At 55.1% G+C, this 22,799-nt stretch carries 33 protein-coding genes; all 33 read left to right on the forward strand.

What is annotated here, in order from left to right; genetic code table 11:
• The first annotated feature begins 26 nt into the window (after positions 1–26).
• The 33 genes from rpoC to rplQ all read left to right on the forward strand — a co-directional run bounded on the left by rpoC (position 27) and on the right by rplQ (position 22,531).
• Positions 27–4,241 (forward strand): DNA-directed RNA polymerase subunit beta', encoded by a 4,215-nt coding sequence (rpoC, locus tag AQ621_RS10740; protein ID WP_058341455.1) that lies wholly within the window; start codon positions 27–29, stop codon positions 4,239–4,241.
• 163 nt (positions 4,242–4,404) lie between these two features.
• The gene (gene rpsL, locus AQ621_RS10745; protein WP_012139854.1) at positions 4,405–4,779 is read left to right on the forward strand and encodes a 30S ribosomal protein S12; all 375 of its coding nucleotides are present in this window, start codon (positions 4,405–4,407) and stop codon (positions 4,777–4,779) included.
• Between the two features lie 113 nt (positions 4,780–4,892).
• Entirely contained in the window at positions 4,893–5,363 is a 471-nt protein-coding gene (gene rpsG / locus AQ621_RS10750; RefSeq protein ID WP_011784243.1) for a 30S ribosomal protein S7, read from the forward strand.
• Positions 5,364–5,381: 18 nt separating this feature from the next.
• Positions 5,382–7,487, forward strand: coding sequence for an elongation factor G (fusA, locus tag AQ621_RS10755; protein WP_058341456.1), 2,106 nt, complete (start codon positions 5,382–5,384; stop codon positions 7,485–7,487).
• A gap of 35 nt (positions 7,488–7,522) precedes the next feature.
• Positions 7,523–8,719, forward strand: coding sequence for an elongation factor Tu (gene tuf / locus AQ621_RS10760; protein ID WP_058341454.1), 1,197 nt, complete (start codon positions 7,523–7,525; stop codon positions 8,717–8,719).
• A 187-nt stretch (positions 8,720–8,906) separates the two neighbouring features.
• Positions 8,907–9,218: a 30S ribosomal protein S10 gene (rpsJ, locus tag AQ621_RS10765; protein WP_004580743.1), complete on the forward strand. Its 312-nt coding sequence runs from the start codon at positions 8,907–8,909 to the stop codon at positions 9,216–9,218.
• 75 nt (positions 9,219–9,293) lie between these two features.
• The gene (gene rplC, locus AQ621_RS10770) at positions 9,294–9,932 is read left to right on the forward strand and encodes a 50S ribosomal protein L3 (RefSeq protein WP_022989781.1); all 639 of its coding nucleotides are present in this window, start codon (positions 9,294–9,296) and stop codon (positions 9,930–9,932) included.
• Between the two features lie 11 nt (positions 9,933–9,943).
• Positions 9,944–10,549, forward strand: coding sequence for a 50S ribosomal protein L4 (rplD, locus tag AQ621_RS10775; RefSeq protein ID WP_022989782.1), 606 nt, complete (start codon positions 9,944–9,946; stop codon positions 10,547–10,549).
• Complete coding sequence (gene rplW, locus AQ621_RS10780; protein WP_008174862.1) at positions 10,546–10,839, forward strand: 50S ribosomal protein L23; 294 nt, start codon at positions 10,546–10,548, stop codon at positions 10,837–10,839. Before rplD ends, rplW begins: the two co-directional genes overlap by 4 nt.
• A 17-nt stretch (positions 10,840–10,856) precedes the next feature.
• Positions 10,857–11,684, forward strand: a complete 828-nt coding sequence (gene rplB / locus AQ621_RS10785; RefSeq protein ID WP_022989783.1) for a 50S ribosomal protein L2 — start codon at positions 10,857–10,859, stop codon at positions 11,682–11,684.
• Positions 11,685–11,707: 23 nt separating this feature from the next.
• The gene (rpsS, locus tag AQ621_RS10790) at positions 11,708–11,983 is read left to right on the forward strand and encodes a 30S ribosomal protein S19 (RefSeq protein ID WP_036219840.1); all 276 of its coding nucleotides are present in this window, start codon (positions 11,708–11,710) and stop codon (positions 11,981–11,983) included.
• Between the two features lie 16 nt (positions 11,984–11,999).
• Positions 12,000–12,332, forward strand: a complete 333-nt coding sequence (gene rplV, locus AQ621_RS10795; RefSeq protein WP_008940674.1) for a 50S ribosomal protein L22 — start codon at positions 12,000–12,002, stop codon at positions 12,330–12,332.
• Between the two features lie 11 nt (positions 12,333–12,343).
• Positions 12,344–13,027: a 30S ribosomal protein S3 gene (gene rpsC, locus AQ621_RS10800; RefSeq protein ID WP_022989785.1), complete on the forward strand. Its 684-nt coding sequence runs from the start codon at positions 12,344–12,346 to the stop codon at positions 13,025–13,027.
• A gap of 12 nt (positions 13,028–13,039) precedes the next feature.
• Positions 13,040–13,453 carry a 50S ribosomal protein L16 gene (gene rplP, locus AQ621_RS10805; RefSeq protein ID WP_022989786.1) on the forward strand — a complete coding sequence of 138 codons (414 nt, stop codon included), beginning with the start codon at positions 13,040–13,042 and terminating at the stop codon, positions 13,451–13,453.
• Positions 13,453–13,644, forward strand: coding sequence for a 50S ribosomal protein L29 (gene rpmC / locus AQ621_RS10810; protein ID WP_008174877.1), 192 nt, complete (start codon positions 13,453–13,455; stop codon positions 13,642–13,644). The genes rplP and rpmC overlap by 1 nt, the downstream gene beginning before the upstream one ends.
• 1 nt (position 13,645) lies before the next feature.
• Positions 13,646–13,912 (forward strand): 30S ribosomal protein S17, encoded by a 267-nt coding sequence (gene rpsQ / locus AQ621_RS10815; protein WP_022989787.1) that lies wholly within the window; start codon positions 13,646–13,648, stop codon positions 13,910–13,912.
• An 18-nt stretch (positions 13,913–13,930) separates the two neighbouring features.
• Positions 13,931–14,299, forward strand: coding sequence for a 50S ribosomal protein L14 (gene rplN / locus AQ621_RS10820; protein ID WP_011784252.1), 369 nt, complete (start codon positions 13,931–13,933; stop codon positions 14,297–14,299).
• A gap of 17 nt (positions 14,300–14,316) precedes the next feature.
• Positions 14,317–14,637 carry a 50S ribosomal protein L24 gene (gene rplX, locus AQ621_RS10825; RefSeq protein WP_022989788.1) on the forward strand — a complete coding sequence of 107 codons (321 nt, stop codon included), beginning with the start codon at positions 14,317–14,319 and terminating at the stop codon, positions 14,635–14,637.
• A gap of 15 nt (positions 14,638–14,652) precedes the next feature.
• Positions 14,653–15,192: a 50S ribosomal protein L5 gene (gene rplE / locus AQ621_RS10830; RefSeq protein WP_058090001.1), complete on the forward strand. Its 540-nt coding sequence runs from the start codon at positions 14,653–14,655 to the stop codon at positions 15,190–15,192.
• Positions 15,193–15,204: 12 nt separating this feature from the next.
• Positions 15,205–15,510 (forward strand): 30S ribosomal protein S14, encoded by a 306-nt coding sequence (gene rpsN / locus AQ621_RS10835; protein WP_022989790.1) that lies wholly within the window; start codon positions 15,205–15,207, stop codon positions 15,508–15,510.
• Positions 15,511–15,598: 88 nt separating this feature from the next.
• Entirely contained in the window at positions 15,599–15,991 is a 393-nt protein-coding gene (gene rpsH, locus AQ621_RS10840) for a 30S ribosomal protein S8 (protein ID WP_022989791.1), read from the forward strand.
• 9 nt (positions 15,992–16,000) lie between these two features.
• Positions 16,001–16,534 carry a 50S ribosomal protein L6 gene (rplF, locus tag AQ621_RS10845; RefSeq protein WP_022989792.1) on the forward strand — a complete coding sequence of 178 codons (534 nt, stop codon included), beginning with the start codon at positions 16,001–16,003 and terminating at the stop codon, positions 16,532–16,534.
• A gap of 9 nt (positions 16,535–16,543) precedes the next feature.
• Positions 16,544–16,891 carry a 50S ribosomal protein L18 gene (gene rplR, locus AQ621_RS10850; protein WP_022989793.1) on the forward strand — a complete coding sequence of 116 codons (348 nt, stop codon included), beginning with the start codon at positions 16,544–16,546 and terminating at the stop codon, positions 16,889–16,891.
• Positions 16,892–16,903: 12 nt separating this feature from the next.
• Positions 16,904–17,404 carry a 30S ribosomal protein S5 gene (gene rpsE / locus AQ621_RS10855; RefSeq protein WP_022989794.1) on the forward strand — a complete coding sequence of 167 codons (501 nt, stop codon included), beginning with the start codon at positions 16,904–16,906 and terminating at the stop codon, positions 17,402–17,404.
• A gap of 4 nt (positions 17,405–17,408) precedes the next feature.
• Positions 17,409–17,597, forward strand: coding sequence for a 50S ribosomal protein L30 (gene rpmD, locus AQ621_RS10860; RefSeq protein WP_007153997.1), 189 nt, complete (start codon positions 17,409–17,411; stop codon positions 17,595–17,597).
• A 1-nt stretch (position 17,598) separates the two neighbouring features.
• On the forward strand, positions 17,599–18,033 hold the full coding sequence (gene rplO, locus AQ621_RS10865; protein ID WP_058341457.1) for a 50S ribosomal protein L15: 435 nt from the start codon (positions 17,599–17,601) through the stop codon (positions 18,031–18,033).
• Positions 18,034–18,050: 17 nt separating this feature from the next.
• Positions 18,051–19,373 carry a preprotein translocase subunit SecY gene (gene secY / locus AQ621_RS10870; RefSeq protein WP_036219842.1) on the forward strand — a complete coding sequence of 441 codons (1,323 nt, stop codon included), beginning with the start codon at positions 18,051–18,053 and terminating at the stop codon, positions 19,371–19,373.
• Between the two features lie 33 nt (positions 19,374–19,406).
• Positions 19,407–19,520, forward strand: a complete 114-nt coding sequence (gene rpmJ / locus AQ621_RS17345) for a 50S ribosomal protein L36 (protein WP_008174902.1) — start codon at positions 19,407–19,409, stop codon at positions 19,518–19,520.
• A 140-nt stretch (positions 19,521–19,660) separates the two neighbouring features.
• On the forward strand, positions 19,661–20,017 hold the full coding sequence (gene rpsM, locus AQ621_RS10875) for a 30S ribosomal protein S13 (RefSeq protein ID WP_022989797.1): 357 nt from the start codon (positions 19,661–19,663) through the stop codon (positions 20,015–20,017).
• A gap of 13 nt (positions 20,018–20,030) precedes the next feature.
• Complete coding sequence (rpsK, locus tag AQ621_RS10880) at positions 20,031–20,420, forward strand: 30S ribosomal protein S11 (RefSeq protein ID WP_004580767.1); 390 nt, start codon at positions 20,031–20,033, stop codon at positions 20,418–20,420.
• An 18-nt stretch (positions 20,421–20,438) separates the two neighbouring features.
• The gene (gene rpsD, locus AQ621_RS10885) at positions 20,439–21,059 is read left to right on the forward strand and encodes a 30S ribosomal protein S4 (protein ID WP_022989798.1); all 621 of its coding nucleotides are present in this window, start codon (positions 20,439–20,441) and stop codon (positions 21,057–21,059) included.
• A gap of 35 nt (positions 21,060–21,094) precedes the next feature.
• On the forward strand, positions 21,095–22,099 hold the full coding sequence (locus AQ621_RS10890; RefSeq protein WP_058341458.1) for a DNA-directed RNA polymerase subunit alpha: 1,005 nt from the start codon (positions 21,095–21,097) through the stop codon (positions 22,097–22,099).
• A 33-nt stretch (positions 22,100–22,132) separates the two neighbouring features.
• The gene (gene rplQ / locus AQ621_RS10895) at positions 22,133–22,531 is read left to right on the forward strand and encodes a 50S ribosomal protein L17 (RefSeq protein ID WP_058341459.1); all 399 of its coding nucleotides are present in this window, start codon (positions 22,133–22,135) and stop codon (positions 22,529–22,531) included.
• Positions 22,532–22,799: the final 268 nt, after the last annotated feature.

A 22,799-nucleotide genomic window follows, 5' to 3' on the forward strand; every position in this document is an offset into this window, starting at 1 on the left:
ATTAACGCCATCCGGAGCTTTAACTGATGAAAGATTTGCTGAATCTTCTCAAGAGCCAGAATCAGAGCAAGGAATTCGACGCGATCCGTATTGGTCTTGCGTCGCCTGACATGATTCGTTCCTGGTCTTTTGGCGAAGTAAAAAAGCCTGAGACCATTAACTACCGTACCTTCAAGCCGGAGCGTGACGGTCTTTTCTGTGCCAAGATCTTCGGCCCGATCAAGGACTACGAATGCCTGTGCGGCAAGTACAAGCGCCTGAAGCACCGCGGTGTTATCTGCGAAAAGTGTGGCGTTGAAGTTGCACTGGCCAGCGTTCGCCGTGAGCGCATGGGTCATATCGAGCTGGCCAGCCCGGTTGCCCACATCTGGTTCCTGAAGTCTCTGCCGTCCCGCATCGGCCTGATGCTGGACATGACCCTGCGCGATATCGAGCGGGTTCTGTACTTCGAGAGCTTTATTGTTATCGATCCGGGTATGACCACCCTGGAGAAGGGCCAGCTGCTGAACGACGAGCAGTACTACGAAGCCCTGGAAGAGTTCGGTGACGAATTCGACGCCCGTATGGGTGCCGAAGCCATCAAGGAACTGCTGGAAGATATCGACCTGCAGGCAGAAGTTGACGGCCTGCGTGAAGAAATCCCGCAGACCAATTCCGAAACCAAGATCAAGAAATTCAGCAAGCGTCTGAAGATTCTTGAGGCGTTCCTGTACTCCGGCAACAAGCCGGGCGACATGGTAATGACCGTGTTGCCGGTTCTGCCGCCGGATCTGCGCCCGCTGGTTCCGCTGGACGGTGGCCGTTTTGCCACCTCCGACCTGAACGATCTGTACCGTCGGGTGATCAACCGGAACAACCGTCTCAAGCGCCTGCTGGAGCTGAATGCTCCTGATATCATCGTGCGTAACGAGAAGCGGATGCTGCAGGAAGCTGTAGATGCCCTGCTGGATAACGGTCGTCGTGGCCGTGCCATCACCGGCACCAACAAGCGCCCGCTGAAGTCCCTGGCTGACATGATCAAGGGTAAGCAAGGCCGCTTCCGTCAGAACCTGCTGGGTAAGCGTGTGGACTACTCTGGCCGTTCGGTCATCGTAGTGGGTCCGTACCTGCGCCTGCATCAGTGCGGTCTGCCCAAGAAGATGGCCCTGGAGCTGTTCAAGCCGTTTATTTTCTCCAAGCTTGAGCACCGTGGCCTGGCGACCACCATCAAGGCCGCCAAGAAGATGGTTGAGCGCGAAGAAGGCGTGGTCTGGGATATCCTCGACGAAGTTATCCGCGAGCACCCGATTATGCTGAACCGGGCGCCGACCCTGCACCGTCTGGGTATCCAGGCGTTCGAGCCGGTACTGATTGAAGGTAAGGCTATCCAGCTGCACCCGCTGGTGTGTGCGGCCTACAACGCCGACTTCGATGGTGACCAGATGGCGGTACACGTACCGCTGACCCTGGAAGCCCAGCTCGAAGCCCGTGCGCTGATGATGTCTACCAACAACGTGCTGTCGCCGGCCAACGGCGAGCCGATCATCGTGCCGTCCCAGGACGTTGTTCTTGGCTTGTACTACATGACCCGTGAGCGCCATGCGGCGCTGGGCGAGGGCATGGTGTTTGCCGATATCAAAGAGGCGCATCGTGCCTACGGTGCCGGCAAGGTAGACCTTCAGGCCAAGGTGAAAGTGCGCGTGAAGGAAGTGGCCATTGCCGAAGATGGCAGCCGGTCCGAAGCCTACCGCCTGGTTGACACCACGGTCGGTCGTGCACTGCTGTTTGATATCGTTCCCGACGGCCTGCCGTTCGAGATCGTAAACAAGCCGATGGTGAAGAAGGCGATCTCCAACCTGATCAACACCTGTTACCGGGATGCTGGTCTGAAGGACACCGTTATCTTTGCCGACCAGCTGATGTATATGGGTTACCACTACGCAACCCGTTCCGGTATCTCTATCGGTTTCAACGACTTCGAGATTCCTCCGGAGAAGTACGAGCTGGTTGATGCGGCTTCTGAAGAAGTAAAAGACATCGAGAACCAGTACGCGTCCGGTCTGCTGACCCAGGGCGAGAAGTACAACAAGGTTATCGACATCTGGTCCCGCGCTAACGACAAAGTGTCCAAGGCGATGATGGAGCGTCTGTCCAAAGAGCAGGTTATTGGCCCCGATGGCCAGCCGGTGAAGGGCGAAGACGGCGAAGACCTGATGCAGGAGTCTTTCAACTCCGTTTACATGATGGCCGATTCCGGTGCGCGGGGTTCCGCGGCCCAGATTCGTCAGCTGTCCGGTATGCGTGGTCTGATGGCCAAGCCGGATGGTTCCATCATCGAAACGCCGATCACCGCGAACTTCCGTGAAGGCCTGAACGTACTCCAGTACTTCATTTCCACTCACGGTGCTCGTAAGGGTCTGGCGGATACCGCCCTGAAGACCGCGAACTCCGGTTACCTGACTCGTCGTCTGGTAGACGTATCCCAGGACCTGGTGGTTACCGAAGAAGACTGTGGTACCGACGAAGGCCTGCTGATGACGCCGCACATCGAAGGCGGCGACGTGGTTGTGCCTCTGGGCGACCGTGTTCTGGGTCGTGTTACCGCCCGTGACGTGTTCACCCCGACTGACAAGGACAACGCCGTTGTTCCTGCCGGTACACTGCTGGACGAGAAAACCGTCGAGATGGTTGAGCGTGCCGGTGTTGACGAAATCTGGGTGCGCTCTGCGATCACCTGTGATACCCGTCACGGTATCTGTTCCAAGTGTTACGGCCGCGACCTGGCCCGTGGCCATCGGGTAAACGTGGGCGAGGCAGTCGGTGTTATTGCTGCCCAGTCCATCGGTGAGCCGGGTACCCAGCTGACCATGCGTACGTTCCACATCGGTGGTGCCGCAAGCCGGGCGTCTGCAGTGGATAATATCCAGGTCAAGCATGGTGGTACCGTACGCCTGCATAACCTGAAATCCATCGAGAAGACCGACGGTTCCCTGGTTGTGGTGTCCCGTTCCTCTGCATTGGCGATTGCCGATGAGCAGGGTCGTGAGCGCGAGTGGTACAAGTTGCCGTATGGTGCTGTGCTGTCCGTGAAGAACGGCGACCTGGTTGAAGCCGGTGTCGTGGTTGCCAAGTGGGATCCGCACACTCACCCGATCATCGCGGAAGCGAAGGGCACCGCCAAGTTCGTCAATATGGAGGAGGGCATTACTGTCCGCACCCAGGCTGACGAGCTGACCGGTCTGTCCACCATGGAAGTGATTGACCCGAAAGAGCGTCCGGCTGCTGGTAAGGACATTCGTCCGGCTATCCAGTTGATTGACGACGCAGGTGAGGAAGTGGAGCTGCCGGGTGGTGGCGCCGCAATCTTCTTCCTGCCGGCGAACGCACTGGTGACCATGGCCAACGGCGCGAATGTGGAACTGGGTGACGTTGTAGCCCGTATTCCGCAGGAAAGCTCCAAGACCCGGGATATCACCGGTGGTCTGCCGCGGGTTGCCGACCTGTTCGAGGCCCGTCGCCCGAAAGAGTCTGCCATCCTGGCTGAAATCAGTGGTGTGGTCTCCTTCGGTAAGGAAACCAAGGGCAAGAAGCGTCTGGTGATTACACCGAAAGACGATGATGCCTACGAGGTTCTGATTCCGAAGCACCGTCAGCTGAACGTGTTCGAGGGTGAAACGGTTGAGAAGGGTGAGGTTATCTCCGATGGCCCGTCCAACCCGCACGACATCCTGCGCCTGCTGGGTGTGGTAGAACTGGCGAAGTACATCACCAACGAAATTCAGGACGTTTACCGTCTGCAGGGTGTTGTCATCAACGATAAACACATTGAGGTTATCGTTCGCCAGATGCTGCGCAAGGTGGAAATCACCAATCCGGGCGACACTACGTTGCTGTCCGGCGACCAGGTGGAAATCACCCAGGTTCTGGAAGAGAACGAAAAGGCTGTGGCTGCAGATAAAGATCCGGCAAGGTTCGAGCGTCTGCTGCTGGGTATCACCAAGGCGTCGCTGGCAACAGAATCGTTTATTTCTGCTGCCTCGTTCCAGGAAACCACCCGGGTTCTTACCGAGGGTGCGGTTACCGGAAAACGCGATTACCTGCGTGGCCTGAAAGAAAACGTTGTAGTGGGTCGACTGATTCCGGCTGGTACCGGTCTGGCTTACCACAGCGAGCGTCGTCGCAAGCGTGACCTAGAAGAACAGGGCATTACTGCAGCCGACGTAGAAGAAGCTCTGAGCGCTGAACTTAATCGCGAAAGCTGATTGAGGCGCGCCACTCTCCGGGTAGATACCTATCCGGAGGGTGGTTAAAAAGAGAACAGTCATCTTGACTGAATCGGGGCGCAGGCTTACACTTGCGTCCCTTAAATTTTACCCCCTGCACAGGGGGTAAGTTTCATTGGTATGGTTTTTGGAGTTTGCTTACATGGCAACGATTAATCAGTTGGTGCGTAAGCCTCGTAAGCGCAAGGTAGCCAAGAGCGACGTTCCTGCTCTCCAGGCTTGCCCTCAGCGCCGTGGTGTGTGCACTCGTGTGTACACCACAACGCCGAAGAAGCCGAACTCAGCACTTCGTAAAGTGTGCCGTGTTCGTCTGACTAACGGCTTCGAGGTTTCCTCTTACATTGGTGGTGAAGGTCACAACCTTCAGGAGCACAGTGTTGTGCTGATCCGTGGCGGTCGAGTAAAAGACCTTCCGGGTGTGCGCTATCACACTGTTCGCGGTACTTTGGACACCCAGGGTGTTCAGAACCGTAAGCAGGGCCGCTCCAAGTACGGTGCAAAACGACCCAAGTCCTGATGTCCCGAGCGGGTATCTTTTATCGTTGCTTGTAAGAACGGTAAGAGTAAGGCTGAGTAGCATTTGCTATCTCAGGGGTTCCTGAAGACCTTTTTAGATATAAGGGCTTATCGATGCCTAGAAGAAGAGTTGCAGCAAAACGGGAAATCATTCCCGATCCTAAATTCGGCAGTGCACGCCTTGCCAAGTTCATCAACCACGTGATGGAAAGCGGCAAGAAGTCTGTTGCAGAGCGCATTGTTTATGGCGCGCTCGATATCGTTGCCGAAAAATCCAAGGAAGAGCCGATCGAAATGTTCGAAAAGGCCCTGGAGAACATTCAGCCGATGGTGGAAGTTAAGTCCCGTCGTGTGGGTGGTGCTACTTACCAGGTGCCGGTAGAAGTACGGCCTTCCCGTCAGAACGCGCTGGCTATGCGCTGGCTCGTTGAATACTCACGGAAGCGCGGCGAGAAGAGCATGGCTCAGCGTCTGGCTGGCGAGATTCTTGATGCGGCCGACAGCAAGGGCGCCGCAGTGAAGAAGCGCGAAGACGTGCATCGCATGGCAGAAGCCAACAAGGCATTCTCTCACTTCCGTTTCTAACAAGCCGAGGTTTATATCGTGGCACGCAAGACTCCTATCAAACGTTACAGAAACATTGGTATCTGTGCACACGTGGATGCGGGCAAGACTACTACCACCGAGCGTATTCTTTACTACACCGGTCGTAGTCACAAAATGGGTGAGACCCATGACGGCGCTTCCACAACAGACTGGATGGAGCAGGAGCAGGAGCGTGGTATCACCATCACGTCTGCCGCTGTTACAACCTTCTGGCAGGGTATGGACAAGCAGTATCCCGAGCACCGCATCAACATCATCGACACACCAGGCCACGTTGACTTCACTATCGAAGTAGAGCGTTCTCTGCGTGTTCTTGATGGTGCCGTGGTTGTGTTCTGTGGCTCCTCAGGTGTTGAGCCGCAGTCCGAGACTGTATGGCGCCAGGCCAACAAGTACGAAGTTCCGCGCATGGTGTTCGTCAACAAGATGGACCGTGCCGGCGCTGACTTTATGCGTGTGGTTGAGCAGATTCGCCAGCGTTTGGGTGCGACTGCCGTGCCCATCCAGTTGCCGATTGGTGCTGAAGATGAGTTCGAGGGCATCGTCGACCTGCTGCGCATGAAGGCGATCTACTGGAATGATGCCGACCAGGGTATGACTTACGAGCTTCGTGACATCCCTGAGAACATGCAGGCAGAAGCTGAGAAGGCGCGCGAGCAGATGATCGAAGCTGCCGCTGAAGCCAACGAAGAGTTCATGGACAAGTACCTCGAAGGCGAAGAGCTGACCTACGAAGAGATCAAGCAGGGTCTGCGTGCTCGTACCATCGCCAACGAAATCGTACTGGCCACCTGTGGTTCTGCGTTCAAGAACAAGGGTGTTCAGGCGGTACTGGATGCCGTTATTGAATTCCTGCCGGCTCCGGATGAAGTTAAAGCCATCCGCGGTGAGGTTGACGACGAAGGTTCTGAAGAAACCCGTCCGGTTGATGACGATGCTCCGTTCGCCGCCCTGGCGTTCAAGATCGCTACCGACCCGTTCGTAGGTACTCTGACGTTCTTCCGGGTTTACTCCGGTAAGCTGGAATCCGGTAATGCCGTTTTCAACTCCGTGAAGGGCAAGAAAGAGCGTGTGGGTCGTATGGTTCAGATGCACGCCAACGACCGGGAAGAGATTAAAGAAGTTCTGGCGGGCGATATCGCTGCAGCGATCGGCCTGAAGAACGTCACTACCGGTGACACCCTGTGTGACGAGAATCACAAGATCGTTCTCGAGCGCATGGAATTCCCGGAGCCGGTAATCTCTGTTGCCGTTGAGCCGAAGTCCAAGGCAGACCAGGAGAAGATGGGTGTTGCTCTGGGCAAACTGGCCCAGGAAGATCCGTCCTTCCGCGTTCGCACCGACGAAGAGACCGGTCAGACCATCATCTCCGGTATGGGCGAGCTGCACCTGGACATCCTGGTTGACCGTATGCGTCGCGAATTCAAGGTAGAGGCCAACATCGGTAAGCCGCAGGTTGCCTACCGTGAGTGCATTCGCAAGCCGGTTGACGTTGAAGGCAAGTTTGTTCGTCAGTCTGGTGGTCGTGGTCAGTATGGTCACGTCAAAGTGAAGATCGAGCCGCTTCCGCTGGATGATGAAGATGCAGAAAACTTCATCTTCGTGAACGAGATCGTTGGTGGTGTGGTTCCGAAGGAATACATCCCGGCGGTTCAGCAGGGTATCGAGGAGCAGATGCAGAACGGCTGTCTGGCCGGCTATCCGCTGCTGGGTATCAAGGCGACTCTGTACGATGGTTCCTACCACGACGTTGACTCCAACGAGATGGCGTTCAAAATCGCTGGTTCCATGGCGATGAAGAAGGGCGCACTCGAGGCCAACCCTGCGCTTCTCGAGCCGATGATGAAGGTAGAGGTTGTTACCCCTGAAGATTACATGGGTGACGTAGTTGGCGACCTGAACCGTCGTCGCGGCCTCGTGCAGGGCATGGAAGATGTGCCCGCGGGTAAGACTATCCGTGCAGAAGTTCCGTTGTCGGAGATGTTCGGTTACGCCACAGACCTGCGTTCTGCAACACAGGGTCGAGCGTCTTATGCGATGGAGTTCTCCCGCTATATGGAAGCTCCTTCGAACATTGCCGAAGCGATCATTAAAAAGGGTTGATCCCCAGGACTTAAGAAACAGGAAGAGGTGTAACCGTGTCTAAAGCAAAATTTGAGCGTAACAAGCCGCACGTAAACGTGGGCACCATTGGTCACGTTGACCATGGTAAGACCACTCTGACAGCCGCCCTGACTCGTGTATGTCACGAAGTATGGGGCACTGGCGAGAGCCGTGCTTTCGATCAGATCGATAACGCACCGGAAGAGCGTGCGCGTGGTATCACCATCGCGACCTCCCACGTTGAGTACGATTCTCCGACCCGTCACTACGCTCACGTAGACTGCCCGGGCCACGCTGATTATGTTAAGAACATGATCACGGGTGCTGCCCAGATGGACGGCGCTATCCTGGTTTGCTCCGCAGCTGACGGCCCCATGCCGCAGACTCGTGAGCACATCCTGCTGTCCCGTCAGGTAGGTGTACCGTTCATCGTTGTGTTCCTGAACAAAGCGGACATGGTAGACGATGAAGAGCTGCTTGAGCTGGTAGAAATGGAAGTTCGTGACCTGTTGAGCCAGTACGACTTCCCGGGTGACGACACTCCGATCATCACCGGTTCTGCCCTGATGGCTCTGGAAGGTAAAGACGACAACGAGATGGGTACTACCGCTGTTAAGAAGCTGGTAGAAGCCCTGGACGACTACATCCCTGAGCCGGAGCGTGCCATCGATCAGCCGTTCCTGATGCCGATCGAGGACGTATTCTCCATCTCCGGTCGTGGTACCGTAGTAACTGGCCGTGTTGAGCGTGGCATCATCAAGGTAGGTGACGAAGTGGAAATCGTGGGTATCCGCGACACCACCAAGACCACCTGTACTGGTGTTGAGATGTTCCGCAAGCTGCTGGACGAAGGTCGTGCCGGTGAGAACGTAGGTGTTCTGCTGCGTGGTACCAAGCGTGACGACGTTGAGCGTGGTCAGGTTCTGTGTGTGCCGGGCTCCATCAAGCCGCACACTGTGTTCGAGTGTGAAGTGTACGTACTGTCCAAAGAAGAAGGTGGTCGTCATACTCCGTTCTTCAAGGGCTACCGTCCGCAGTTCTACTTCCGGACCACTGACGTGACCGGTTCTTGCGAGCTGCCGGAAGGCGTAGAAATGGTAATGCCGGGTGACAACGTGAAAATGACTGTTACCCTGATCGCTCCGATCGCCATGGAAGATGGTCTGCGCTTCGCGATTCGTGAAGGCGGCCGTACCGTTGGTGCCGGCGTGGTATCCAAGATCATCGAGTAATATGCTCGATTGATCAGGAAAAAGGGGCTGAATCATTCAGCCCCTTTTTCCGTTTAAGTCGCAAAAGCGTACCTGGCGGTGTCGATTGCAGTGGCAGTTGACACGGTTGGGTATTATGCATACAATGCGGCTCCTTTTTTTGAAGGTCGGCTAACTAGTAGCTGCTACGAGTGGAGTTTGGTGCATCATGCAAAGCCAAAAAATTCGAATCCGGTTGAAGGCGTTTGATTATCGCCTGATCGACCAGTCCACGCAGGAGATCGTCGATACCGCTAAGCGGACCGGCGCTCAGGTGCGTGGTCCAATCCCTCTGCCGACGCGGAAGGAAAAGTACACGGTATTGATCTCTCCGCACGTCAACAAAGACGCGCGTGATCAGTATGAAATTCGTACGCACAAGCGTCTGCTCGACATCGTTGAGCCGACGGAAAAGACAGTGGATGCTCTGATGAAACTGGACCTGGCAGCAGGTGTGGACGTTCAGATCAGCCTCGGCTAATACCGCCCGGTATTAGTCTGTGTAACTGTCATAGGCCATAGAGGGTGCGAGCCCCGTACACTTAAGAGGTGAAACATGGCAATTGGTGTTGTCGGTCGTAAGGCCGGTATGACCCGTATTTTTACGGACGAAGGGCAGGCCCTGCCTGTCACGGTAATTGAGGTTGAGCCCAACCGCATTACCCAACTCAAAACTCTCGAAAGCGACGGCTACCGTGCAGTACAGGTAACCGTAGGTTCTCGTCGTTCCTCCCGTGTAAACAAGGCGGCTGCTGGTCACTTCGCGAAAGCGGGTGTCGAGGCTGGTCGTGGCGTGTGGGAATTCCGTCTGGCTGACGGCGAAGGAGAAGAACTGGCTGCGGGTGGCGAGCTCACTGTCTCTGTATTCGAAGACGGTCAGGTGGTTGATGCCATCGGTCAGTCCAAGGGTAAGGGTTTCCAGGGCGGCGTAAAGCGCTGGAACTTCTCTATGCAGGACGCTACTCACGGTAACTCTCTGTCCCACCGTGCTCCGGGTTCCATTGGTCAGAACCAGACTCCGGGCAAGGTATTCAAGGGCAAGAAAATGGCCGGTCAGCTGGGTAATGCGCAGGTTACTGTGCAAAACCTGAAGATTGTCCGTGTCGATGCCGAGCGCAACCTGCTGCTGGTAAGTGGTGCCGTACCTGGCGCAACTGGCGGCGATGTTGTCATCAAGCCTGCAGTTAAAGCCTGAGGAGCGGTGCGATGGAATTAACAATTACTGGTAGCGGCAAGGGAATCTCTGTTTCCGACGCTGCATTTGCCAAAGATTTTAATGAGGCTCTGGTTCACCAGGTGGTAACTGCCTACATGGCAGCTGGCCGTCAGGGTACCAAGGCTCAGAAAACACGTTCCGAAGTTAGTGGCGGCGGCAAGAAGCCGTGGCGCCAGAAGGGTACCGGCCGTGCACGTGCCGGCACCATCCGTAGCCCGATCTGGCGCTCCGGTGGTGTAACCTTCGCTGCCAAGCCTCGCGACTTCGAGCAGAAGGTTAACCGCAAGATGTACCGTGCGGCTATGTGTTCCATTCTCTCCGAGCTGGTTCGTCAGGAGCGTCTGGTTGTGGTTGACGACATCAATGTCGACTCCCCCAAGACCAAGGCCTTTACTGCCAAGCTGAAGGACCTGGGTGTTTCCAATGCCCTGATCCTGTCCGAGAACGTTGAGCAGAACCTGCACCTGGCTTCCCGCAACATTCCCCACGTGGATGTTCGCGACGTAGCGGGTCTGGATCCGGTCAGCCTGGTTGCCTTCGAGAAAGTCGTGGTGACTGTTCCCGCTCTGAAGAAGATCGAGGAGATGCTGGGATGAATCAGGAACGTATTTACAAGGTCCTGCTTGGGCCGCACGTATCAGAAAAAGCGTCTCTGGCGGCAGAGCGTGGTCAGGTGGTGTTTCGTGTAGCCCCTGATGCAACCAAGCCGGAGATCAAAAAAGCCGTTGAGCAGCTGTTCAACGTCACCGTCGAAGGTGTTCAGGTTCTGAACCGTAAGGGTAAGCTCAAGCGCACTATCCGCGGGTTCGGCAAGCGTAATGACATTCGTAAGGCTTACGTCAAGCTGGCAGAAGGTCAGGACATCGATTTTCTGGATGTGGAATAAGGTAAAGGGGTCGTAATATGCCGATCGTCAAAACCAAGCCAACATCTGCCGGACGCCGTCACGTTGTAAAACTTTACAACCCGGATCTGCACAAAGGACGTCCTTACGAGCCGTTGGTAGAAACTAAGAGTAAGTCTGGTGGCCGTAACAATGCTGGCCGCATTACTACTCGTCACATTGGTGGTGGTCATAAGCAACACTACCGTGTAATCGATTTCAAGCGGACCAAAGATGGTATCCCGGCGATCATTGAGCGCCTGGAATATGATCCTAACCGCTCTGCGCACATCGCACTGCTGAAGTACTCCGATGGCGAGCGTCGCTACATCATCGCTCCCAAGGGTATGAAAGCTGGCGATCCAGTGCGTTCCGGCGTCGACGCGCCGATCAAGGTGGGCTCCACTCTGCCGCTCCGGAACATTCCGGTCGGTTCTGTGATCCACTGCGTCGAACTGAAGCCTGGCAAAGGTGCCCAGCTGGCTCGCTCCGCGGGCGCATCCGTACAGCTGGTAGCTCGGGAAGGGGCATATGCCACTATCCGCCTGCGTTCAGGTGAAATGCGTAAGGTGCTTGTAGATTGCCGTGCAACGCTGGGTGAAGTATCCAACAGCGAGCACAGCCTCAAGCAGCTTGGTAAAGCGGGTGCATCACGTTGGCGCGGTAAACGTCCAACAGTACGTGGTGTTGCTATGAACCCAGTTGACCACCCGCATGGTGGTGGTGAAGGGCGTACCTCTGGCGGACGTCACCCGGTTACTCCGTGGGGTGTTCCGACCAAAGGGCATAAGACTCGTAAGAACAAGCGTACTGACAAGATGATAGTACGTCGTCGTTCAGCCAAGTAAACGACTACATAGAGGTAATTGCTGTGCCACGTTCTTTAAAGAAAGGTCCTTTTATAGACCTGCATCTGTTGAAGAAGGTCGAGGCAGCTCTGGAAGGAAATGACAAGCGGCCCATTAAAACCTGGTCCCGCCGGTCAACAGTTTTTCCGGAGATGGTAGGCCTGACCATTGCAGTCCACAACGGCAAGCAGCACGTGCCGGTTTATGTCACCGAAGATATGGTCGGTCATAAACTGGGTGAGTTCGCGGCAACGCGTACTTATCGTGGCCATGCGGCCGACAAGAAAGCTAAACGCTGATTGTGAGGTAATAGAAATGGAAGTAGCAGCCAAGTATAAGGGCGCTCGCCTCTCAGCTCAGAAAGCACGTCTTGTCGCCGACCAGGTACGCGGCAAGGCTGTTGAGGACGCCCTGAACATTCTGACTTTCAGCCCGAAGAAGGCAGCGGTAGTAATCAAGAAGGCTCTTGAGTCTGCCATTGCCAACGCTGAGCATAACGAAGGTCTGGACGTAGATGATCTGAGGGTTTCCACCGTTATGGTGGATGAGGGCCCAACGCTCAAGCGAATCAAAGCTCGAGCCAAGGGGCGCGCTGATCGTATTTTCAAGCGCACCTGTCATATCACCGTCAAGGTCGCCGACAAGTAGGAGATGCTCAGATGGGTCATAAAGTAAATCCAACCGGCATTCGCCTGGGTGTGATCAAAGAGCACAACTCAGTGTGGTATGCCGACAAGAAGGACTACGCGAAGAATCTGCTGAATGATATTCAGGTTCGCGAGTTCCTCGACAAGCGTCTGGTTAAGGCGTCTGTCAGCAAGATCGTGATCGAGCGCCCTGCTCAGAACGCCCGGATCACGATCCATACCGCCCGCCCCGGTATTGTTATCGGTAAGAAGGGTGAAGATGTTGATCGTCTGCGTCGTGAAGTTAGCGACATGATGGGTGTGCCCGTGCACATCAACATCGAAGAAGTCCGCAAACCGGACCTGGATGCCCGCCTGGTAGCGCAAAACGTTGCCGGCCAGCTGGAGCGTCGTGTGATGTTCCGTCGCGCTATGAAGCGTGCGGTACAGAACGCCATGCGCCAGGGTGCCAAGGGTATCAAGATTCAGGTTGGTGGTCGTCTTGGGGGTGCTGAGATCGCACGTTCCGAGTGGTATCGCGAAGGTCGTGTACCTCTGCACACACTGCGTGCAGATATTGATTATGCAACCTACGAAGCGAAGACCACTTACGGCATTATCGGCGTAAAGGTATGGATCTTCAAAGGTGAGATTCTTGGTGGTATGGAGCAGGTCCGTGCTGACAAGAAAGCCTCTGGGAAGAAAGGTTCTAAGTAAAGGGGCACTCTTATGCTGCAACCAAAACGCACCAAATTCCGCAAGGTAATGAAAGGCCGTAACACCGGTCTTGCTCACCGCGCCAATAAGGTGAGCTTCGGTGAATACGGATTGAAGGCGACTAGCCGTGGGCGTATAACTGCGCGCCAGATTGAGGCAGCGCGTCGTACCATGACTCGCCGCATCAAGCGGGGCGGTAAGATCTGGATCCGGGTATTCCCGGACAAGCCGATCACCGGTAAGCCGCTTGAAGTACGTATGGGTAAAGGTAAAGGTTCTGTCGAGTATTGGGTGGCTGAGATTCAGCCAGGCCGTATGCTTTACGAGATGGAAGGCGTAGCGGAAGAAATCGCCCGCGAAGCTTTCACTCTGGCTGCTGCCAAACTGCCGGTACAGACCACCTTTGTTAAGAGGACGGTGATGTGATGAAAGCAACAGAGCTGCGTGAAAAGTCAGTCGAGGAGCTGAACAAAGAGCTGATCGACCTCCTGAAGGAGCAGTTCAACCTGCGCATGCGCAAGGCGACAGGTCAGCTGAATCAGTCTCACCTTCTCGGCAAGGTGAAGCGCGATATCGCTCGCGTGAAAACAGTATTGAATGAAAAGGCAGGACAGTGACATGACCGAAGCTACCCAAACTGCCAGAACTCTGAGCGGCAAGGTCGTGAGCAACAAGATGGACAAGTCCATCGTGGTCCTGGTTGAGCGTCAGGTGAAACACCCTCTGTACGGTAAGTACATGAAGCGTTCAACCAAGATCCATGCACACGATGAAAGCAATCAGTGCAACATTGGTGACACAGTTACCATCCAGGAAACCCGTCCGGTCTCCAAGACCAAGACCTGGGCCCTGGTGGAAGTCACCGAACGCGCTGCCAAGGTGTAATTCGCCCGGAGAACAACCATGATTCAGACTCAAACAATGCTTGAAGTCGCGGATAACAGTGGTGCACGTCAGGTTATGTGCATCAAGGTCCTGGGCGGATCTCACCGGCGTTATGCAACCGTTGGGGATATCATCAAGGTAACCGTTAAGGAAGCCATCCCCCGCGGCAAGGTGAAAAAAGGCCAGGTCCTGAAGGCTGTTGTAGTACGTACCCGTAAGGGTGTGCGTCGTCCGGACGGTTCTCTGATCCGTTTTGACGGTAACGCGGCGGTACTTCTGAACAATCAGGACGCTCCCATTGGTACCCGTATCTTCGGACCGGTTACCCGTGAACTGCGTAACGAGAAGTTCATGAAGATTATCTCACTGGCACCCGAAGTACTTTAAAGGACCAGAGGCCGGTTATGAAAAAGATCAAACGAGATGACGAAGTAATCGTCACCACGGGGAAAGACAAAGGCAAACGTGGTAAAGTCCTGAAGGTTCAGGACGACGGTCGCGTGATTGTTTCTGGCATCAACATGATGAAGAAGCACACAAAACCGAACCCGATGCTCGGCACCCCGGGTGGTATCGTCGAGAAAGAAGCGCCTATCCAGGCTTCCAACGTGGCTATTTTTAATCCGCAGACCGGCAAAGCCGATCGTGTTGGCTTCCAGATCAAGGAAGACGGCAGCAAAGTGCGGATCTTCAAGTCCACGAACGAAGCTGTCGATAACCAGTAAGCGGTGGTGGTTACGATGCTTAACATGAAAGAGCAGTACACTAAGGAAGTGGTACCCGCCCTGCAGAAAGAGTTCGGTTACAAGAACGTTATGCAGGTGCCGCGTATCGAGAAAATCACCCTGAACATGGGTGTTGGCGAAGCGGTTGGTGACAAAAAGCTGATTGAGAATGCCGTGGCGGATCTTGAGCGCCTGGCAGGTCAGAAAGCGGTTGTCACCAAGGCACGCAAATCCGTAGCGGGTTTCAAAATCCGTGAAGGTTGGCCGATTGGCTGTAAAGTGACCCTGCGCGGTGAGCGCATGTGGGATTTCTTTGATCGTCTGGTGCACATTGCGGTTCCCCGCATTCGTGACTTCCGCGGTCTGAACCCGAAATCCTTCGATGGTCGCGGTAACTACAGCATGGGTGTTCGTGAGCAGATCATCTTCCCTGAGATCGAGTACGACAAAGTCGACAAGATCCGCGGGCTGGATATCACCATCACCACCACTGCCGGTACCGACGACGAAGGTCGCGAACTGTTGAAAGCCTTTGGCTTTCCGTTCAAGAAATAAGGAACGAGTGACATGGCGAAGGTTTCAATGAAGAACCGCGAGCAAAAGCGCGAGCAACTGGTAGCGAAATATGCTGCCAAGCGCGCTGAACTCAAGGCGATTATCAAAAACCCGAATACCAGCGACGATGACCGTTGGGATGCACAAATGAAGCTCCAGCAGCTTCCGCGTGATTCATCTCCTTCGCGTCTTCGGAATCGTTGCCAGGTGACTGGTCGTCCCCACGGCGTTCTGCGCAAGTTCGAGCTTTCACGGATTAAACTCCGTGAATACGGCATGCGCGGTGACGTTCCGGGCCTGACCAAGGCAAGCTGGTAAGATAGGCAACCTGACTTCGGTCAGGTGCCTGTTGGTAAGCGGTGCGGCACGCCGCTGCACAACTAAAAAGATCAGGAGCCTCATACTAATGAGTATGCAAGACACGCTTGCGGATATGTTTACCCGTATCCGTAATGCCCAGATGGCGTCAAAAGCTGACGTAACGATGCCATCTTCCAAAATGAAGGTCTCCGTAGCCCAGGTCCTGAAGGACGAAGGTTACGTTGAGGATTTCTCTGTTTCAGCTGACGCGAAGCCCGAGCTGACCATCACTCTGAAATACTTCGGTGGCAAGCCGGTTATTGAAGAGATCAAGCGGGTTAGCCGTCCGAGTCTGCGCCAGTACAAAGGCGCCGGGAAACTGCCGAAAGTATCCGGTGGTCTGGGAGTCGCGATTGTCTCAACGTCCAAGGGCGTTATGACAGACCGCGCCGCACGAGCTGCAGGCGTGGGTGGCGAAGTCATCTGCACCGTATTCTAGGAGATACACATGTCCAGGGTTGCCAATAATCCTGTCGTGCTGCCTTCCGGTGTTGAGGTCAAGCTGAACGGACAGGAAATTAACGTGAAGGGCTCCAAGGGAGCACTTCAATTCACCATTCACCAAGCGGTAGAAGTAAAGCAGGAAGAGGGTACTCTTCGCTTTGCTGCACGCGATGGTGCCAAACAGTCCCGCGCTCTTGCTGGTACTACTCGTGCGCTGGTTAACAACATGGTTGCCGGCGTATCCACAGGCTGGGAGCGCAAGCTGCAGCTGACGGGCGTAGGTTACCGTGCGCAGGCGCAAGGTAAGAAGCTTAACCTGACCCTGGGTTTTTCCCATCCGGTCGAGTATGAGCTGCCCGAGGGTGTTACCGCTGAAACTCCGTCCAATACGGAAGTTGTGATTCGCGGTATCGACAAGCAACAGGTTGGCCAGGTCGCTGCTGAAATTCGCGCGTTCCGTCCGCCCGAGCCTTATAAGGGTAAGGGTGTTCGTTATGCGGATGAGCAGGTCAGACGCAAAGAAGCCAAGAAGAAATAAGGCGGGACTATGAGCGCGAATATCGAAAGACTGCGTCGCGCACGTAAAGTGCGCATGAAGATTCGTGAGCTGGGTACTGACCGTCTGTGCGTTCACCGCACTCCGCGTCATATGTACGCCCAGGTTACAACTGCAGATGGCAGCAAAGTGCTGGCCACTGCCTCCACGTTGGATAAGGAACTGCGCCAGGGTGCAACCGGTAACGTGGACGCTGCCAAGAAGGTCGGTCAGCTGATTGCTGAGCGTGCCAAGGCAGCAGGCATTGAGAAGGTCGCTTTTGACCGCTCAGGTTACCGTTATCACGGTCGCGTCCAGGCTCTGGCCGACGCAGCCCGTGAAGCTGGCTTGCAATTCTAAGAGGTGGAGAAGATGAGCGTTAACGAACAGAAGGCGCCTGAGCTCCAGGAAAGGCTGGTTCAGGTAAACCGCGTCGCCAAGGTTGTTAAAGGCGGCCGGATTTTTGCCTTCACCGCACTGACTGTAGTGGGTGATGGTAAAGGACGCGTTGGTTTCGGTCGTGGTAAGGCCCGGGAAGTTCCGGTAGCCATCCAGAAGGCGATGGAAGCTGCTCGCAAGAACATGGTAGATGTGGCGCTTGACGGCAACACTCTGCAGTACCCGGTTCGCGCCCAGCACGGCGGTTCCAAGGTGTACATGCAGCCGGCATCTGAAGGTACCGGTGTTATCGCCGGTGGTGCGATGCGTGCGGTACTGGAAGTGGCAGGCGTTCAGAACGTTCTGTCCAAGTGCTACGGCTCTACCAACCCGGTGAACGTGGTACGTTCCACCATCAAGGGTCTGCAGGCCATGAAGGCGCCTGAAGATATTGCAGCCAAGCGCGGTAAATCCGTCGAAGATATTCTGGGTTGAAGTCATGGCGAACGCAAAAACGATCAAAGTAACTCTGACCCGCAGCCCGATCGGCTGTCAGCCCAAGCACAAGCTGTGTGTAAAGGGTCTGGGTCTTCGTAAAATCGGTCACACCGTTGAAGTGGAAGATACTCCTTCCATTCGCGGCATGATCAACCGGGTTAACTACCTGGTTCAGGTTGAGGAGAACTAAGATGCGTCTGAACGAACTTGCTCCGGAACCTGGTTCACGTCCTAGCGCCAAGCGCGTTGGTCGTGGTATCGGTAGCGGTCTGGGTAAAACCGGCGGTCGCGGTCACAAAGGTCTGAAATCCCGTTCCGGTGGCTCTGTAGCCCCTGGTTTCGAGGGTGGTCAGCAGCCTCTGGCCCGTCGTCTGCCGAAGTTTGGTTTCACCTCCCGCCAGCAGCGTTACGTTGCTGAGATTCGCCTGAACGAACTGGCGAAGGTAGAAGGCGATGTAGTCGACCTGGCTGCACTGAAAAAGGCTGACATCATTCGTGAAGAAATTCGCGAAGCCAAGGTTATGCTGTCTGGCGAGCTGGACCGCGCTGTAACCGTTAAAGGGCTACGTGTCACCAAAGGCGCACGCGAGGCAATTGTTGCCGCGGGTGGGAAAGTCGAAGACTAAGACGAGTCGAGGACTAAATGGCCAAGACAGCATCATTGCCTGCGGGCGCCGGAAAAGGATTTGCAGAGCTGCGTTCGCGGCTCTGGTTCGTCTTCCTGGCGTTGTTGGTGTACCGGATCGGTGCCCACATCCCGGTTCCAGGCATCAACCCGGACCGGTTGGCGGCACTGTTTGACCAGAATCAGGGTACTATCCTGAGTCTATTCAACATGTTTTCCGGTGGTGCGCTTGAGCGCATGAGTATCTTCGCACTCGGTATCATGCCGTACATTTCTGCCTCTATTATCATGCAGCTCATGACTGCGGTTAGTCCGCAGCTTGAGCAGCTGAAGAAAGAAGGCGAGGCTGGTCGTCGCAAGATCAGTCAGTACACCCGGTATGGTACGGTTATCCTGGCCTTGGTTCAGGGCTTTGGTATTTCTGTGGGGCTGGCCTCTCAGGGCGTTACCTTTAACGACAGCTTCAGCTTCCACTTTGTGGCGGTTGTTTCCTTCGTGTGTGGTGCCGTCTTCATGATGTGGCTTGGCGAGCAGATCACCGAGCGTGGTATCGGTAACGGTATTTCCCTGCTGATTTTTGCAGGGATTGTTGCCGGTCTCCCGGGGGCTATTGGTCAGACCCTGGAGCAGGCCCGTAACGGTGAAATGAGCCTGTTGGTAGTGCTCGGTATTGGTGTCCTGGCAATCGCGGTTGTCGGCTTCGTGGTCTTCATGGAGCGGGGCCAGCGCCGGCTTACCATCAACTATGCCAAGCGGCAGCAAGGGCGCCGGGTATTTGCCCAGCAGTCCAGCCACCTGCCGCTGAAGGTGAACATGGCCGGTGTTATTCCGCCGATCTTTGCCTCTTCCATCCTGCTGTTCCCGGCTTCGCTCGGTCAGTGGTTTGGCCAGGGTGAAGGCATGGAATGGCTGAGCGATGTGTCCCAGGCATTGGCGCCGAGCCAGCCTTTGTATATCATTCTGTTCGCAGCAGCAGTAGTCTTCTTCTGCTTCTTCTACACAGCGCTGATGTACAACCCCAAAGAAGTTGCGGATAACCTCAAGCGTTCCGGCGCGTTTATCCCGGGTATTCGTCCGGGAGAACAGACTTCCAAGTACATCGATGGTGTGCTTACCCGTCTGACGTTGTTCGGGGCTATGTATATTGCAGCAGTATCCCTGTTCCCTCAGTTCCTGATGGTTGCGGGTAACGTGCCTTTCTATCTTGGTGGTACGTCTCTGCTGATTGTTGTAGTCGTGGTGATGGATTTCATGGCGCAGGTTCAGTCGCACCTGATGTCCCATCAGTATGAATCACTGATGAAGAAATCCAATCTCAAGGGCTATGGTCGGAACGGCTGATTAAGCCGTTCCCCTTGAAAACTGGAGTCGACAATGAAAGTACGCGCTTCGGTAAAGAAAATTTGCCGTAACTGCAAAGTAATTCGACGCAATGGCTCAGTACGAGTCATCTGCTCGGAGCCTCGCCACAAGCAGCGCCAGGGCTGATTCTCCGGAATCGCACTGACATTGCAGAAGGGGTTCGGAATAGTGGCGCTTGACTCGACCACGGGTCAGGCGCTATTATTTCGCGCCCTTTTTGTGGCGGAAAATTCACACAGCAAAGCTTTGAACGCGGAGTAATTTGGATGGCACGTATAGCCGGTGTCAATATACCCGATCACAAACATGCTGTTATCTCGCTGACCTACATCTTTGGTGTTGGCAAGACAACAGCCCAGAAGCTTTGCGATGCAACCGGCGTTAAGCCGGACGCCAAGGTCAAAGACCTGAGCGACGAGCAGCTTGAAGCACTTCGTACTGAAGTGGGCAAGTTTACCGTCGAAGGCGATCTGCGTCGTGAAGTACAGATGAACATTAAGCGTTTGAAGGATCTCGGTTGCTTCCGTGGTCTGCGCCATCGTCACGGCCTTCCGGTCCGTGGTCAGCGCACCAAGACCAACGCCCGCACCCGTAAAGGTCCTCGCAAACCTATTCGTAAGTAACAGGTAGGCAAACATGGCAAAGCCAGGTACACGTACCCGTAAAAAGGTGAAAAAGACGGTTGTTGATGGCGTCGCGCACATTCACGCGTCCTTCAACAACACCATCGTGACCATTTCGGACCGTCAGGGCAACGTCCTGTCCTGGGCCACCTCAGGTGGTTCCGGTTTCCGCGGCTCACGTAAGAGTACACCTTTTGCTGCGCAGGTAGCAGCTGAAAGAGCCGGTAATGCGGCTGCTGAATACGGCCTTAAAAACCTGGACGTAGAGGTTAAGGGTCCTGGGCCCGGACGTGAATCCGCTGTACGCGCGCTTAACGGCTGCGGGTACAAGATCACCAACATCACTGATGTGACGCCGATTCCCCACAACGGCTGTCGTCCGCCCAAGAAGCGCCGCGTCTAACACAGGAGACAGTGAAATATGGCTCGTTATATAGGCCCGAAGTGCAAGCTGTCTCGTCGTGAAGGGACAGATCTTTTTCTGAAGAGCGGCGTACGCGCGCTCGATTCCAAGTGCAACATCGAGACTCCGCCGGGTATGCACGGCGCGCGTCGCGGTCGTCTGTCCGAATACGGCTTGCAGCTTCGCGAGAAGCAAAAAGTTCGTCGTATCTACGGTGTGCTTGAGAAGCAGTTCCGTAGCTACTACAAAGAGGCTGCCCGTCGGAAGGGCGCAACCGGTGAAAACCTGCTGCAACTTCTGGAAGGCCGTCTGGATAACGTTGTATATCGCATGGGCTTTGGTTCTACCCGTGCGGAAGCTCGTCAGCTCGTCTCTCACAAGGCGATCCTGGTGAATGATAAGTCGGTGAACATTCCGTCTTACCAGGTTAAGCCGGGTGACGTTGTGAGTGTGCGCGAAAAGTCCAAGAACCAGCTGCGTGTTAAAGGCGCTCTGGAACTCTCTGGTAGCCGCGCACCGGTAAGCTGGGTAGAGGTTGACGCCAACAAGATGTCCGGCGTTTACAAGTCAGTACCTGAGCGTACTGAACTGCCGGCCGACATCAACGAGAACCTCATCGTCGAGCTTTACTCCAAGTAAAGCCCAGTTAGCAACGATAGCAGATAGGGGCGTCTATGCAGCGTTCAGTACATGAGTTATTGACACCTCGTACCATTGACGTGAAAGAATCCAGCGCCGCGCGCGCCAAGGTGACCCTGGAGCCGCTTGAACGCGGTTTCGGTCACACCCTGGGTAGTGCGCTGCGTCGTATTCTTCTGTCTTCAATGCCGGGCTGCGCCGTGACTGAAGCACAGATCGACGGTGTCCTGCACGAGTACAGTGCCATTGAAGGTGTCCAGGAAGACGTCATCGAGATTCTTCTGAATCTCAAAGGCGTCGCCGTAAAGATGCACGGCCGTGACGATGCTGAGCTCACGCTCAGCAAGAAAGGCCCGGGCGTAGTGACTGCCGGCGATATCAAGCTGGACCACGATGTGGAAATCGCTAACCCGGAGCACGTGATCTGTCACCTGAGCGAAAACGGCGAAGTGAACATGCGCTTGCGTGTTGCACGTGGCCGCGGCTATGAGCCGGCTGATCAGCGTGGTCTGGACGAGGACGAAACTCGTGCCATCGGACGCTTGCAGCTTGATGCTACGTTCAGCCCGGTTCGTCGTGTGGCTTATGCCGTCGAGAGCGCTCGGGTTGAGCAGCGTACAGACCTGGACAAGCTGGTTATTGACCTGGAGACCAACGGTACTATCGATCCGGAAGAAGCAATTCGCCGGGCGGCTACCATCCTCCAGCAGCAACTGGCGGTGTTCGTAGATTTCGATCATGAGAAAGAGCCAGAGCGCGTGGAAGAAGAGGAAGAAATTGATCCGATTCTGCTGCGTCCGGTTGATGATCTGGAATTGACTGTGCGTTCAGCTAACTGCTTGAAGGCTGAAAACATTTACTATATCGGCGATCTTATCCAGCGCACCGAAGTGGAGCTGCTGAAGACGCCTAACCTTGGCAAAAAGTCGCTTACCGAGATCAAGGACGTTCTTGCGTCCCGTGGTTTGTCTCTGGGTATGCGTCTTGATAACTGGCCGCCGGCAAGCCTTCGTGGTGATGACCGGGTTCTGGGCGGTTGATCGCCGATTAGTTTAAGGTAAGGAATCAGAGCAATGCGTCATCGTAAGAGTGGTCGTAAGTTCAACAGGACCAGTGCGCATCGCAAGGCCATGTTCCGTAACATGACTGCGTCACTGGTTGAGCACGAGCTGATCAAAACGACGCTCCCGAAAGCCAAAGAGCTGCGTCGGGTAGCTGAGCCGTTGATCACGCTCGCAAAGAATGATTCGGTAGCAAATCGTCGTCTGGCGTTCTCACGCCTGCGTAGCGATGCTGCGGTAGCCAAGCTGTTTGATGAGCTGGGCCCCCGTTACAGCGAGCGTCCGGGTGGTTACCTTCGTATCCTGAAGTGCGGTTTCCGTGCTGGCGACAATGCCCCTATGGCATTCGTAGAGCTGGTCGGCCGTCCTCTGGACATCGAAGCTGAAGAAGTGGACGAAGGCGAAGAGTAAAATCTCCGTTCAGTCCTGAAAAAAAACCGGGTTCCGAAAGGGCCCGGTTTTTTTGTGCCTGTCACCTGAAAGTATCGGGGGCTGGTCAGGGTGGTGTGGGTGAATTTTCTTTGGAAAAACAACTCGCTTCGCTCAGACATCTTTTTCCGGCAGAAAATTCACCCACACCACCCTGACCGACCGGTCTTCCGGGGAATGCCTTTTGTAAAAAACGCTTATTTTTAGTGTCCTTTCGTGGTTTTCGTGGCAAAAACGTCCTTGTCTTTAA

Source organism: Marinobacter sp. P4B1 (assembly GCF_001447135.1).
GTDB lineage: Bacteria > Pseudomonadota > Gammaproteobacteria > Pseudomonadales > Oleiphilaceae > Marinobacter > Marinobacter vinifirmus.

Coding starts and splice junctions, on each gene's coding strand:
- rpoC (WP_058341455.1), top strand. CDS start 27: ATGAAAGATTTGCTGAATCTTCTCAAGAGCCAGAATCAGAGCAAGGAA.
- rpsL (WP_012139854.1), top strand. CDS start 4,405: ATGGCAACGATTAATCAGTTGGTGCGTAAGCCTCGTAAGCGCAAGGTA.
- rpsG (WP_011784243.1), top strand. CDS start 4,893: ATGCCTAGAAGAAGAGTTGCAGCAAAACGGGAAATCATTCCCGATCCT.
- rpsJ (WP_004580743.1), top strand. CDS start 8,907: ATGCAAAGCCAAAAAATTCGAATCCGGTTGAAGGCGTTTGATTATCGC.
- rplC (WP_022989781.1), top strand. CDS start 9,294: ATGGCAATTGGTGTTGTCGGTCGTAAGGCCGGTATGACCCGTATTTTT.
- rplD (WP_022989782.1), top strand. CDS start 9,944: ATGGAATTAACAATTACTGGTAGCGGCAAGGGAATCTCTGTTTCCGAC.
- rplW (WP_008174862.1), top strand. CDS start 10,546: ATGAATCAGGAACGTATTTACAAGGTCCTGCTTGGGCCGCACGTATCA.
- rplB (WP_022989783.1), top strand. CDS start 10,857: ATGCCGATCGTCAAAACCAAGCCAACATCTGCCGGACGCCGTCACGTT.
- rplV (WP_008940674.1), top strand. CDS start 12,000: ATGGAAGTAGCAGCCAAGTATAAGGGCGCTCGCCTCTCAGCTCAGAAA.
- rpsC (WP_022989785.1), top strand. CDS start 12,344: ATGGGTCATAAAGTAAATCCAACCGGCATTCGCCTGGGTGTGATCAAA.
- rplP (WP_022989786.1), top strand. CDS start 13,040: ATGCTGCAACCAAAACGCACCAAATTCCGCAAGGTAATGAAAGGCCGT.
- rpmC (WP_008174877.1), top strand. CDS start 13,453: ATGAAAGCAACAGAGCTGCGTGAAAAGTCAGTCGAGGAGCTGAACAAA.
- rpsQ (WP_022989787.1), top strand. CDS start 13,646: ATGACCGAAGCTACCCAAACTGCCAGAACTCTGAGCGGCAAGGTCGTG.
- rplN (WP_011784252.1), top strand. CDS start 13,931: ATGATTCAGACTCAAACAATGCTTGAAGTCGCGGATAACAGTGGTGCA.
- rplX (WP_022989788.1), top strand. CDS start 14,317: ATGAAAAAGATCAAACGAGATGACGAAGTAATCGTCACCACGGGGAAA.
- rplE (WP_058090001.1), top strand. CDS start 14,653: ATGCTTAACATGAAAGAGCAGTACACTAAGGAAGTGGTACCCGCCCTG.
- rpsN (WP_022989790.1), top strand. CDS start 15,205: ATGGCGAAGGTTTCAATGAAGAACCGCGAGCAAAAGCGCGAGCAACTG.
- rpsH (WP_022989791.1), top strand. CDS start 15,599: ATGAGTATGCAAGACACGCTTGCGGATATGTTTACCCGTATCCGTAAT.
- rplF (WP_022989792.1), top strand. CDS start 16,001: ATGTCCAGGGTTGCCAATAATCCTGTCGTGCTGCCTTCCGGTGTTGAG.
- rplR (WP_022989793.1), top strand. CDS start 16,544: ATGAGCGCGAATATCGAAAGACTGCGTCGCGCACGTAAAGTGCGCATG.
- rpsE (WP_022989794.1), top strand. CDS start 16,904: ATGAGCGTTAACGAACAGAAGGCGCCTGAGCTCCAGGAAAGGCTGGTT.
- rpmD (WP_007153997.1), top strand. CDS start 17,409: ATGGCGAACGCAAAAACGATCAAAGTAACTCTGACCCGCAGCCCGATC.
- rplO (WP_058341457.1), top strand. CDS start 17,599: ATGCGTCTGAACGAACTTGCTCCGGAACCTGGTTCACGTCCTAGCGCC.
- secY (WP_036219842.1), top strand. CDS start 18,051: ATGGCCAAGACAGCATCATTGCCTGCGGGCGCCGGAAAAGGATTTGCA.
- rpmJ (WP_008174902.1), top strand. CDS start 19,407: ATGAAAGTACGCGCTTCGGTAAAGAAAATTTGCCGTAACTGCAAAGTA.
- rpsM (WP_022989797.1), top strand. CDS start 19,661: ATGGCACGTATAGCCGGTGTCAATATACCCGATCACAAACATGCTGTT.
- rpsK (WP_004580767.1), top strand. CDS start 20,031: ATGGCAAAGCCAGGTACACGTACCCGTAAAAAGGTGAAAAAGACGGTT.
- rpsD (WP_022989798.1), top strand. CDS start 20,439: ATGGCTCGTTATATAGGCCCGAAGTGCAAGCTGTCTCGTCGTGAAGGG.
- AQ621_RS10890 (WP_058341458.1), top strand. CDS start 21,095: ATGCAGCGTTCAGTACATGAGTTATTGACACCTCGTACCATTGACGTG.
- rplQ (WP_058341459.1), top strand. CDS start 22,133: ATGCGTCATCGTAAGAGTGGTCGTAAGTTCAACAGGACCAGTGCGCAT.